9 protein-coding genes and 1 pseudogene are annotated in these 12,251 nt (G+C 70.4%); 6 read left to right on the top strand and 4 right to left on the bottom strand.

Annotation, left to right across the window (positions count from 1 at the left end; translation table 11 throughout):
• Positions 1-185: 185 nt before the first annotated feature.
• From AC31A1_RS34455 to AC31A1_RS34435, 5 genes and pseudogenes are all read left to right on the top strand, one after another.
• Positions 186-644, top strand: a complete 459-nt coding sequence (locus AC31A1_RS34455) for an NUDIX hydrolase (protein WP_489657078.1) — start codon at positions 186-188, stop codon at positions 642-644.
• A 252-nt stretch (positions 645-896) separates the two neighbouring features.
• Positions 897-2,669 carry a TIGR03767 family metallophosphoesterase gene (locus AC31A1_RS34450; RefSeq protein ID WP_489657077.1) on the top strand — a complete coding sequence of 591 codons (1,773 nt, stop codon included), beginning with the start codon at positions 897-899 and terminating at the stop codon, positions 2,667-2,669.
• Between the two features lie 115 nt (positions 2,670-2,784).
• Positions 2,785-3,933, top strand: coding sequence for a serine hydrolase domain-containing protein (locus AC31A1_RS34445; protein WP_489657076.1), 1,149 nt, complete (start codon positions 2,785-2,787; stop codon positions 3,931-3,933).
• Between the two features lie 253 nt (positions 3,934-4,186).
• A pseudogene (locus AC31A1_RS34440) lies at positions 4,187-4,279 on the top strand (helix-turn-helix domain-containing protein); the annotation flags it as partial.
• A 234-nt stretch (positions 4,280-4,513) separates the two neighbouring features.
• Positions 4,514-5,731, top strand: coding sequence for a glycosyltransferase (locus AC31A1_RS34435; RefSeq protein WP_489657079.1), 1,218 nt, complete (start codon positions 4,514-4,516; stop codon positions 5,729-5,731).
• Positions 5,732-5,805: 74 nt separating this feature from the next.
• Here the strand turns inward: AC31A1_RS34435 and AC31A1_RS34430 are convergent, their stop codons facing one another.
• Together AC31A1_RS34430 and pepN are read right to left on the bottom strand one after the other, a co-directional pair.
• Positions 5,806-6,855, bottom strand: a complete 1,050-nt coding sequence (locus AC31A1_RS34430) for a hypothetical protein (RefSeq protein ID WP_489657075.1) — start codon at positions 6,853-6,855, stop codon at positions 5,806-5,808.
• Between the two features lie 229 nt (positions 6,856-7,084).
• Positions 7,085-9,682 (bottom strand): aminopeptidase N, encoded by a 2,598-nt coding sequence (pepN, locus tag AC31A1_RS34425; protein ID WP_489657074.1) that lies wholly within the window; start codon positions 9,680-9,682, stop codon positions 7,085-7,087.
• 145 nt (positions 9,683-9,827) lie between these two features.
• On the opposite strand from pepN, the gene AC31A1_RS34420 reads away from it, so the two are divergent.
• Positions 9,828-10,493: a mycothiol-dependent nitroreductase Rv2466c family protein gene (locus AC31A1_RS34420; RefSeq protein ID WP_489657073.1), complete on the top strand. Its 666-nt coding sequence runs from the start codon at positions 9,828-9,830 to the stop codon at positions 10,491-10,493.
• A gap of 12 nt (positions 10,494-10,505) precedes the next feature.
• Here AC31A1_RS34420 and AC31A1_RS34415 read toward each other — a convergent pair whose 3' ends face one another.
• Together AC31A1_RS34415 and AC31A1_RS34410 are read right to left on the bottom strand one after the other, a co-directional pair.
• Entirely contained in the window at positions 10,506-10,739 is a 234-nt protein-coding gene (locus AC31A1_RS34415; RefSeq protein WP_489657072.1) for a hypothetical protein, read from the bottom strand.
• Positions 10,740-10,807: 68 nt separating this feature from the next.
• Complete coding sequence (locus AC31A1_RS34410; RefSeq protein ID WP_489657071.1) at positions 10,808-12,229, bottom strand: FGGY family carbohydrate kinase; 1,422 nt, start codon at positions 12,227-12,229, stop codon at positions 10,808-10,810.
• Positions 12,230-12,251: the final 22 nt, after the last annotated feature.

The following is a 12,251-nucleotide window of genomic DNA, read 5'->3' as shown; positions in this document are numbered from 1 at the left end:
GTCGTGGCTGGTCGGCCCCCGAATACTCCCCTGCCAATCCAACCCCGGCGCGTTGAGCGCCCCTTCAGGGGCGCGGGGCTGTATCGATGTGCGGCTCCGCCGCGTGGGCGCGACCAGCCACGACGGCGCAGCACCCAAACAACGACACATTGCGGCACTTCCCACAGAGCACTTAACGTCTCCGGATGCGCCAAAAGCTGAGGGTCGCCGCCTACGCCGTCTGCGTCCGGGACGGCCAGCTCCTGCTGGCCCGTTCACCGGCCGCGGGCGGGGGATACGAGTGGGTCCTCCCCGGCGGCGGCATGGACCACGGCGAGCACCCGAACGACACAGTCGTACGGGAACTGGAGGAGGAGACCGGCTACCACATCGAGGTCACCGGATTCCTCGGCATGGACTCGATCCACCACGTCATTCCATGGCGCCACCGACGCAAGGTGGACCAGCACGGCCTCCGGCTCGTCTACGAGGCCAGGATCGCCGGCGGCGAGCTGCGCAACGAGATCGGCGGCTCCACCGACATGGCCGCCTGGCATCCGCTGGACGACGTACCCGGCCTCACCCGGGTCGGGTTGATCGACGTGGCGCTGCGGCTGTGGCGGGAGCGGCCGGCCGTAGGACGGGTCGAACGGGTCCCGGAATAGCTTCAGTACCCCCGCAGATGAACACGGAGTAGCGGCTTCCCGGCGGCTCGACGAGCGTTCACGAACGCACAGGGGTCTCCAAGATCGACGTACGGTGATCGGCGCTACACGTTGCCGTCTCGTTTACGCGCAGGTCATCCCCGATGCCAAGCATCCAGTACGAGCGGGAAGTTCGCGACCGCGATCGAAAACCGATCGCCGCGAACACCCGCGACCACTGCCGACGCAGTTCGTACTCGGGGAGATCGCGCCATGTCGCGCACACGCTCTGTCGCCAGCTCCGCGCTGGGGGTCAACCGCCGTACCGTCCTCGCCGCCACCGCGGCCGTGTCCGTCTCCGCAGGCGTCGGGTACGCCCTGAGGCCCACCGACAGCGCGGCCGCCACGGCCGACGCCGCCGGTACCGACACCGCCGCGGAGGCGCCCGTCGCGCACTCCCGTGTGGCACCGGCCGCACCCCTCGCCCCGTACACCAAGGGCACCACCCTCGCCACGGTCGCCGCCCCGCGCGCCGGCTCCGGCTACCGCCGGCTCGGCGACGGCGCCGGGTGGAAGCGCGTCGTGCGCGGAGACCTCGCCAACGCCAAGTCCGGGCGCGCGGGCCGCCGTACGGCACTCGCGTCGTTCGTGCAGTTCACCGACCTGCACCTGATGGACACCCAGCACCCGCTGCGCCTGGAGTACCTGCGCTCCACCGACAAGCACGCGTGGCGCCCGCACGAGGCGCTGACCGTGCAGGGCGGGATCTCGCTGGTCGAGCGGGTCAACGCGCTGCGCGGCGCCCCGGTGACCGGCTCCCCGCTGCACTTCGTCATGACCACCGGCGACAACACGGACAACAACGCCAAGTCCGAGCTGGAATGGTTCATGAAGATCATGAGCGGCGGCCGGTTCACCCCCAACACCGGTGACCCGCGCCACTACGAGGGCGTCCAGAGCAGCGGTCTCAAGCTGTACTGGCAGCCCGACTCCACCGTGCGCGACGGCGACAAGCAGGTCGGCTTCCCGCACCTCAAGGGATTCCTGGCCGCCGCGATCCGCGAGGTCCGCAGCCCCGGCCTCAACCTGCCCTGGTACTCGACGGTCGGCAACCACGACGCGCTCCCGCTCGGCTGCTTCGGCTCGCACGCGGACCCGTACCTGACCGAACTCGCCATCGGCGGCAAGAAGTTGATGACCGCGACGGCGGCCGAGGCGAAGAAGCTGCAGAACTCGATCCGGGACGCCAAGGACCCCAAGGGCTCCGGCTACCGCGACTTCCTCAAGGCGCACGCCCGCTCCGCGCGCTCGATCACAGCGGACGAGAACCGCGCCCCCTACACCTCCGCCGAGTACCTCAAGGCCCACCTCGACCCGGCCTACCAGGGCCTCGGCCCGGTCGGTCACGGCTACTCCTCGGCGAACGTCGACGCGGGCACCCAGTACTACGCGTTCCGTATCGCCGACGACGTGATCGGCATCAGCCTCGACACCACGGACGCGGGCGGCCACTACGAAGGGTCCATCGGGGCAACGCAGTTGAGGTGGCTGGACAAGACACTCCGCGACAACAAGGACTCGTACGCGGTGATCTTCAGCCACCACACCAGCCAGACGATGGACAACACCCGCCCCGACCCGGCGCACCCCACCGAGCGCCGCTACGAGGGCTCGGCGGTCATCGCCCTCCTCGGCAGCCACCCGAACGTGCTGGCCTGGGTCAACGGCCACATCCACCGCAACGTCATCACCCCGCACTCGGCGCCCGACGGCCGCAGCTTCTGGGAGATCTCTACCGCCTCGCACGTCGACTACCCCCAACTCGCCCGCGTCATCGAGCTGGTGGACAACAAGGACGGCACGCTGTCCCTCTTCACCACGCTCATCGAGTCCGCGGCCCCGCACCGCACCGACTTCTCCGACCTCACCCAGACCGGCCTCGCGGCCCTCTACCGCGAACTGTCGTACAACGCACCGGGTTCCAGCACGGTGCTGGGCGGCCACGAGAAGGACCGCAACACGGAGCTGCTCCTCAAGAAGGGCTGATGCTTCAGAACGGCTGAAACTCACTCAACTGGCGTACAGCGGAGCAACCTTCGTATCGGAGGGCCGTGTCCATCCCCCCGACCGAGCTGAACCGGGCTCAACAGAGGGGGAAGACATGGCAGTTCGTACGGCACTCATGGCCGTGACAGCGGTGGCGCTGTCGGTCGCACTGGCGGGACCCGCGCTGGCGGCGGAGCCCGCCGGGAAGGACCACGCGGCGACACGGGAGGCGCTCCGGGCGGCCGTGAACGACGGCGTACCCGGCGTGACGGCCACCGTGCGGGACAGCGGCACCACCTGGTCGACGACAGCCGGCGTGGGCAACCTCCGCACCGGCAAGCCGCGTTCGGCCGACGACCGCTACCGGGTGGGCAGCATCACCAAGACGTTCGTGTCGACGGTGCTGCTCCAACTGGAGGCGGAGGGACGCCTGTCGCTGGACGACACGGTGGAGAAGTGGCTGCCGGGCACGGTCCACGGCAACGGCAACGACGGCGCGCACATCACCGTCCGCCAGCTCATGAACCACACCAGCGGCATCTACGACTACACGGAGGACGACGACTTCGGCCGCACGTACTTCCTCAAGGACGGCTTCTTCCAACACCGTTACGACACGAGGACCCCGGCCGACCTGGTGGCGATCGCGATGTCCCACAAGCCGGACTTCACACCGGGCACGTCGTGGCAGTACTCCAACACGAACTACGTCCTGGCCGGCATGGTGATCCAGAAAGTCACCGGCCACTCGTACGCGACGGAGATCCGCCACCGCATCATCGAGCCCCTGAAACTGTCGGCGACCTCGCTCCCGGGTACGAAGGTGACGGTCCCGCAGCCCAGCAGCCGGGCCTACAGCAAGCTGGCGGAGACGACGACGGGCCCGACGTACGACGTCACGAAGCTGAACCCGTCCATGGCGTCGTCGGCGGGCGAGATGATCTCCGACTCGGCCGATCTGGACCGCTTCTACAGCGCACTGCTGCGGGGCCGGCTCCTCCCGGCGAAGCAGCTCAAGGAGATGAAGACGACGGTCGCGACGGGCGACGGCAGCGGGCACGCGCGCTACGGCCTCGGTCTCGCCGACGTCACTCTGCCCTGCGGTGTCCACGTCTGGGGCCACGACGGCGGCATCCACGGTTCGTCGTCCCTGGAGGTGACGACGGCGGACGGGCGCCATTCCCTGGCGTTCAACTTCAACGGCGACTGGTCGGGGGACGCGGGGGCGTTGGCTGTGGCGGTGGGGGAGTTCTGCGGGACGTGAAGGCTCCACGCGGGTAGCGGTCGCGGAGGAGCAGCACACAGCACACGAGGGAACAGGCCACGGACAGCGGAAAGCTCCCCCTGCTCACCGACGTCAGGTTGAAGTCCGCAAGAGGGACACGATGCACCTGACGGTATGTCGATCGGGGGAACGGTTCGAGGTTTCGCGGGACTTGTGAACTGGGTCCTGGACCTACGGGAGTTGAGGCCGGTCGGCATGGGCCTGCCACTCGTCGGAGTCGTCGGCCTATGCGGAGGCCGGGTACGCGTTCGCCCTCGGGCAGGCCGTTTACGACCGACGGACCGAGCTGGGCCTGTCGCAGACCGAGCTGGCTCGCGGAGCCGGGAATCACCCGAATGGTTTCTGCGCGGAGACATCGGAAAGACGGTTCGCGTCCAGCTCGCCGTAGGCCCCCGTACCAATTGACCCCCGGATAACCAACCGGACCCAGACACGAGACGCCCAGTTCATTCGGACGAAATGTCCGTGCCGCCTCATAACGGCTAACCCGCTGTTCACGGGGATGGCTCGATTCATACGCAAGGCGGGTGGTCGTGTGCGCGCTAGACACGAACTGCACGTGCTGTCGGTCTACGAAGGCTTCTTCTCCGGGGGAGCTCGAATTGTCCACAGCGACGTCGTTCTGGGACTGGTGGAGGGCGGCCAGCACCATACGGTGCTCAGCATCCACGGCGAAGTACACCGAGAAGCAACCCGGCAGGCCATGGAGAGCGACGCCTGCTACCAGCAACTGACCACGGCCGGAGTCGGTGTCTCCACCCTCGGCCGCACCTTCGGCGGCGACCGGGACCCGGACGGGACCGTCACCGGCGGATTCACCGGGCCCGAGCTCGCCGACGCCGCCCGCGCCCTGGCCGACGCCGACGTCGTCCTGTCGCTCAAGGAACAGCCGCTCTCCCTGCTCAACCAGGCGGGCCTGCCCCGCCGCCCCGTCGTCGTGTGCCTGCACCGTTCGGACCCCGAACACCAGGGCCCCGCCCTCGACGAACTGAAAACCGCCATCGCCGACGGCAAGGTCGTCGCCGCCGTCTGCTGCGCGGAGTCCACCCGCGACGCCTACCGGGCCGCCGGCATCCCGCCCGAGGTCCTCCACGTCATCCCCAACGGCGTCGACCTGTTCCGCTTCCGGCCCGACCCCGCCCGGCGGCTCGCCCTCCGTGCCTCCCTCGGGATTCCGGACACCGCCCCCGTCGTAGTCTTCGCCGCCCGGTACGCCACCATGAAGAACATCCCGCTCTTCCTCCGCGCCGCCCACGAGTGGCTACGGCGTGAGCCTGCCGCGCATGTCCTCATGTGCGGCACAGGCATGACCGCCCACGACCAGCCCGCCCTCGCCGCCGACATCGACGACGCCTTCGGGGAGGACCGGGAACAACTCGCCGATCGGCTTCATCTCCTCGGTGTACGGCGGGACATGGAGACCGTCTACGCCGGGTCGGACGTCGTCGCGCTGACGTCGTCCTTCGGCGAGGCCGCGCCCCTCTGCCTCATCGAGGGCATGATGTGCGGGGCCGTCCCCGTCGCCACCGACGTCGGCGACAGCGCGTCCATCGTCGCCGGGCACGGCATCGTCACACCCCCCGACCCGGACGCCGTCGCGTCGGCCTGGACCGAGGCGGTCATCGGCCGCGCGGAGTTCGCCAAGGCCCACGCCCGCAGCCGCGAACGCTTCAGCCGTACGCGCATGATCGCCTCCTACGCCGCCCTCATCGACGGCCTCCACGCGGGACACACGACGACGAGCGCCACCCCGCCGCCGTTGCCCGAGCCCCTGTAGGACAGATATGAGGAGGGGCCACCGACCCCCCGGTGGCCCCTCCTCTCCCCTCCTGATCCCGCCCCGGTCCGTCACTACCGGGGCAGCACCACGACATACGCGGCCGGATCGCGGTCCGCCGACGCCATGAGCGCCGTACGGACCACCGCCGCCTGTTGCTCCATCGCGTCCCGGAGCTTCTTCGGGGTGATGTGGACGACTGTGATGCCGAGCCGCTCCAGGTGCTCGCGCTTGCGGGCGTACTCCGACCACAGCGCGTCGTCGCCCTGCCGATGGCCTTGACGGGGCGCGCGGGTGTCCAGCTCCACCGCGACCGCCTGCTCGGGCCAGTACGCGTCCAGGCCGCCCAGGTGCGGGCCGCCCGGCAGTCTGAGATCGACGTTCCACACCGGGTCGGGGAGGCCGTGCTCGCTCACCATCCGGTAGAGGCGGTCCTCCGCGATCGCGCGGCCCTCGGCCAGCAGCGAGTCCACCGCGTCCACCACGTGCGGGCGGCTCAGCAGCTTGGCGTTGTTCAACTCCCTTACCACCGCGGCCGGTTCGCAGTGACCGCCGCGTACCGCCTCGGTGAGCAGCCCGCGTACCGCGTTCGCGTCCGACAGTTCGGCCACCGCGTCCGCGAGGGCCCGCGGCACCGGCGCGACCGGGACGCCCTTCACCTGCTGCGGGGTGGGGAGCGACGCGGTGCGGACGATGCGCGCGCAGCCCGTCGAGCGCAGCCGGCGCATCCGCGGGACCAGGACGTCGATCTGCTTCAGCGAGGCCGGCTCCGGCGCCGACGTGAAACCGTGCAGGGCCAGCGCCGCCAGGCCCGTGACCATCGTCTCCGTGTACGTCGGGCGGTGCGGGCCCTCCGCGCCGGGCTGGACCGGGACCCCCGCCGTCCGCTCCCGTGCCGCGTACGTCAGCACCGCGTGCAGCCGCTCCTCGCCGGTGGGCGGGCCGGAGTGCAACAGGACGACGCCGGGGAGGAGTTGCTGCCACGGCCCGTCGGGACGGCACTGCTCGTTCACCTCGGCGGCCGGGACACCGTGCGCCCGGAGCTGAGCCGTCGTCAGCACGCGGCGGTGCACCTCGGTGAGGTGGCTGAGGGGGCGGGGGGAGAGCGGGGTGTTGTGGTTCATGCAACGGGGTTTCCCGCGCCGGATCCGGTCCCTAACCGCTGTTACACGCCCGTCGACAAATCCGGACAACGCGGTACTAAAGGACAGGCGTTCGGATGCCGAGTAGGCGCCGAAAACCCCTGGTCCGGATGGGGTGGACCAGGGGTTACGGGGTGGATTAGCTGTATTCAGTAACGGTGACGGAGAGGCCAATCACAGGCCAAAGCACGGCTGGATCATTGGCCAAAGGTCACCCCTGGGTGCCCCGCCCCTCGTTGTCCGCGGCCTGCGCCCGCAGCGCCCGCGCCAGGTCGTCCCGTGACTCCAGCACCAGCCGCCGCAGCGCCGGCGCCGCGCCCTCGTGGGACGTCAGCCACGCGTCCGTCGCGTCCAGCGTCGCCCGCGCGTCCGCCGCGGCCGGGTACGCGGGGAACAGCCCCCGCACCACGTCCACGCCGATCTGGATCGACCGCTCCGACCACACCCGCTCGATCGCCGCGAAGTACTTCTCCGTGTACGGCGCGAGCAACTCCCGCTGCGACGGCTGCGCGAACCCCGCGATCGTGGCCTCGACGAGCGCGTTGGACAGCGCGTCCGACTCCACGACCTGCGCCCACGCCTGCGCCTTGACGGCCGCCGAGGGGCGGGCCGCGAGACAGCGGACCTGGTGGCGCTTGCCGGACGCGGTGTCGTCCCGGGCCAGCTCGGCGGCCACGACGGCCTCGTCGACGGCGCCGTGCGCGGTCAGCGGCTCCAGGAACGCCCAGCGCAGCTCCTGGTCGACGGCCAGGCCCTCGATCTTCTCCGTACCCTCCAACAGGGCGTGCAGCAGGGCGAGTTCCTCGGGTGCCGACGCCACCGACGCGTAGAAGCGCGCCCACGCCAGCTGCTGCTCGCTGCCCGGCTCGGCGTCCCGCAGATCCCGCAGCGCGATGTGCGCCAGGAGCTGCGCGCCGGTCTCGCGCCACCACGGCGGCGAGTAGTTGACCAGCGCCGAGTTCGCCCACGCGTGCAGCATCTGCAGCACACCGATGTCGGTCTCCCGGCGCCCGAACTGCATCACCAGGTCGATGAAGTCGGGCGCGAGCAGCAGCGCGTCCCGCGTCATGTTCCACAGCGCCGACCAGCACAGCGCCCGCGCCATCGGGTCGGTCAGCGCGCCGAGATGGTCCCGCAGGGTCGCCAACGACACAGCGTCGAAACGGGTCTTGGCGTACGTGAGGTCCTCGTCGTTGACGAGCACCAGCTCCGGCGCGTCCGCACCGGCCAGCTCCACGACGACCGTCCGCGCGCCGTCGACGTCCACCTCGGCCCGCTCGTACCGGACCAGACGGCCGCCCTCCATCCGATAGAGGCCGACCACCACGCGGTGCGGGCGGAGTGCGGGGTGCGACTCGGCGGCTTCCTGGAGCACGGTCAGCTCGGCGATGCGGCCGCCCTCCACGTCCAACACCACTTGCGGGGTGAGGGAGTTGACCCCTGCCGTCTGCAGCCACGACCGCGCCCAGGACGCCATGTCCCGCCCGCTCGTCTCCTCCAGCACCGACAGCAGGTCACCGAGGCGCGTGTTGCCGTACGCGTTCCGCTTGAAGTAGCGGCGCGCGCCTTCGAGGAACGCGTCCTGGCCGACGTACGCCACCAACTGCTTCAGTACGGAAGCCCCCTTGGCGTACGTGATGCCGTCGAAGTTGAGCTTCGCGTCCTGGAGGTCGCGGATGTCGGCGGTGATCGGGTGCGTGGAGGGGAGCTGGTCCGCGCGGTACGCCCACGCCTTGCGGCGGTTGGCGAAGCTGATCCAGGCGTCGGTGAAGCGGGTCGCGCCGACGTTCGCGAACACGCCCATGAAGTCGGCGAAGGACTCCTTCAGCCACAGGTCGTCCCACCACTCCATGGTGACGAGGTCGCCGAACCACATGTGCGCCATCTCGTGCAGGATCGTGTTCGCCCGCCCCGAATACGACGCCTGTGTCACCTTCCCCCGGAAGATGTACTCCTCGCGGAAGGTGACGAGCCCCGGGTTCTCCATCGCGCCGAGGTTGTACTCCGGCACGAACGCCTGGTCGTACTTCCCGAAGGGGTACGGGTAGTCGAAGTGCTCGTGGAAGAAGTCCAGGCCCTGCTTGGTGATCAGGAAGACGTCGTCGGCGTCGAAGTACGGCGCCAGACCCTTGCGGCACATCGCGCCGAGCGGGATCTCCAGCGTCGTACCGTCGTCGAAGGTGCGGGAGTAGGAGTCCGTCACGTAGTGGTACGGGCCCGCCGCGAACGCCGTGATGTACGTCGAGATCGGCTTCGTCTCCGCGAACTTCCATACGCCGTCGGTCAGTTCGCCGACGCCGTTGCTCCACGCCGTCCAGCCCTCGGGCGCCCGCACCTCGGCGCGGAACGGCGCCTTGAGGTCCGGCTGCTCGAAGTTGGCGAAGACCCGGCGCGAGTCGGCCGGCTCGTACTGGGTGTAGAGGTAGACCTCGCCGTCCTCGGGGTCGACGAAGCGGTGCATGCCCTCGCCGGTACGGGAGTACGCGCACCGCGCGTCGACGACCAGCTCGTTCTCGGCGGCCAGGTCCTCCAGCCGGATGCGCGTGCCGTCGAAGACCGCGCCCGGGTCGAGGTCCTTGCCGTTGAGCGACAGGGCGGTCACGGCCGGTGCGATCAGGTCCGCGAAGCTCGCCGCGCCCGGCTCGGCACAGCGGAACCGGATCGTGGTCACCGACCGGAAGGTCCGCGGCCCCTCGCCGTCGTCGTCACCCACCGCCGAACGCAGGTCGAGGGACACGTCGTACCCGTCGACGGACAGCAGGGCGGCCCGCTCGCGGGCCTCGTCGCGGGTCAGGTTCTCACCGGGCACGGAGTGGCTCCCTCGGATGATGTCGGCTGGTGTTCGATATGCGGTCAGGGCCGATCCTGCCATGTGCCCCTGACCGCAGGTACCCGGGAATGAGGTGGCGAGGGACGGTGTTGCGAGGGGAAACGGCCGTATTCCGAGGAGAGTCATGTCCGAGACCGCGACCACGCCCGCAAAGACGCCCGTGGACTTCTGGTTCGACCCGCTGTGCCCCTGGGCCTGGATGACCTCCCGGTGGGTGCTGGAAGTGGAGAAGGTCCGCGACATCGAGGTCCACTGGCACATCATGAGCCTGGCGGTCCTCAACGAGCCCAAGCTCGACGAGCTGCCCGAGGAGTACCGCGAGCTGCTCGCGACCAAGGCCTGGAAGCCGATCCGCGTGGTCACCGCCGTCTGGCAGAAGCACGGCGCGGACGCCCTCGGCCCGCTCTACACCGCGCTCGGCACCCGCATCCACAACAACGGCGAGGGCCCGACCGTCGAGGCGATCGCCGGCGCGCTCGCGGACGTCGGCCTGCCCGCCGACCTGATCGACTACGCCGACCAGGAGGACTTCGAGTTCGACGCCGAGCTGCGCGCCTCCCACAAGGAGGGCATCGACAAGGTCGGCCAGGACGTCGGCACCCCCGTCATCGCCGTCCCCGGCCCCGACGGCGAGCAGATCGCCTTCTTCGGCCCGGTCGTCACCCCCGCCCCCCAGGGCGAGCAGGCCGCCCGCCTCTGGGACGGCACCGTCGCGGTCGCCTCGGTCCCCGGTTTCTACGAGCTGAAGCGCACCCGCACGAAGGGCCCGGACTTCAGCAACCTGGTGTAAGCACGGCGGCGCTCACTCCGGGGCGGCGGCCTTCTCCTCACGGAACCTCTCGGGGAGATCGCCGCCGCCTCGCGCGTGGTACGCCGGCTGGTACCGCACACAGCCCTTGACGGCGCAGCGCCACAGATCCCCCACGTAATGCCGGGGCCCCTTCTCCTCACGGACGGCGGCCTTCTCGGCGTCGGTCATCTTCTGGAAGTCCTGCCACCCGAGACAGTTCGGGCACCACCGTCGAAGCACCGTCATGAACTCCTCCTCGCCACGCACGGCCAGGCCGGTAGTACACCGCGAATCGCGGGCGCCCGCCCCCGAAATCACCGGCTCCGGTGGCGCGCGGCCGTCAGCCGGCCGAGGTGTTCCTCGAAACCGGCGGAGTAGTACGCCGCCCGGTCCGCGTCCGGTTCCACGATCCGGGTCGGCCGGGTCCACGCCCCCGCGTCCAGCGGAACCCCGTACCGCTCGGCCGCCGCGAGCACCGCACCCCGCGCCCCCACCTCACCCTCCACGACCCGCAACGGCCGCCCCAGCACATCCGCGAGCAATTGCATCCAGGCGGGGCTGCGCGTACCCCCACCGCACACGGCCAGCGACCCCGTCAGCCCCGCCGCCTCCAGACAGTGCCGGGCCGCGTAACCGATGCCCTCGCAGGTCGCCCGGATCAGGTCGGCGGGCGTCGACTCCAGGGAGACACCGGTCAGTTCGGCGCGGAGCCGGGGCTCGACGAAGGGCGCGCGTTCACCGGACGGCGCGAAGTACGGCAGCACCCGCACTCCGTTCGCCCCCGCCGGGGTCGCCGCGAGCAGCGCGTCCACCTCCTCGTGCCGGACGCCGGTCGTCGACAGCACCCAGTCCAGGGCCGCCGTACCGACCATCGCCGGCATGGCCCGCAGCCAGTGCCCCGGCCGGTCGAGGGAGATGTACAGCCCGGCCGGTTCGCCGCTCAGATCCAGCTCGGTGGTCGCGACGAGACTGGCGAGACAGGTCCCCACGATGAGCAGCCCGTCGCCCGGTTCCGTCACCCCCGCGCCGAGCGCGCAGGCGGGCAGGTCGTACGGCCCGTTCGCGATCCGGGTCCCCGCCGGCAGCCCCTCGCCACGCGTCTCGGCCGTGGCGACCGGGTCGGCGACCGGCGCCAGCAGCCCCCGCCTCTGGGTCAGCCCGAGAAGTTCGACGACACCGTTGTCGTACGACCGCGTCCGGGGGTCGAGGAACGGCATCGACGCGTCCGAGACATCGGTGGCCGCCCGCGCCCCCGTCAGCCGCTGGAACACCATGTCCTTGCAGTACAGGGCGGTGGCGGCAGCGTCGAGAGCGGCGGGCTCGTGGGCGGCGAGCCAGGCCAGCAGCGGCCCCGGACATCCGGGGAACATCGCGCTCCCGGTCCGCCGGAACACCGTCTCGAAGGTCCCGTCCGCCAGCCACTGATCGAGCAGTTCATGCGCCCGCCCGTCCATCCAGGACGCCGCCGCCCGCACCGGCCGCCCCTTCGCGTCCACCAGCCACACCCCGTCGCCCTGCCCGGTCAGCCCGGCGAGCTCGAACGGCCCGTCGACTTCCGCCGAGAGTTCGTCCAGTACGGCGACGACCGCGCCGTAGACCTCGTCCATGTCCTGCTCGACGAACCCGCCGTGCATCGACAGCCCCACCGGCCTTGCGGCTACGGCGAGTTCACGCCCGGAGCCGTCGAAGGCGGCGGCCTTCACCGTGGACGTGCCGACATCGATTCCGACGTACATGGGGGGCCTCCCTGTCTCTTAT

Source organism: Streptomyces sp. P5F9 (assembly GCF_057961495.1).
This window is presented reverse-complemented; position numbering and strand designations above follow the sequence as displayed.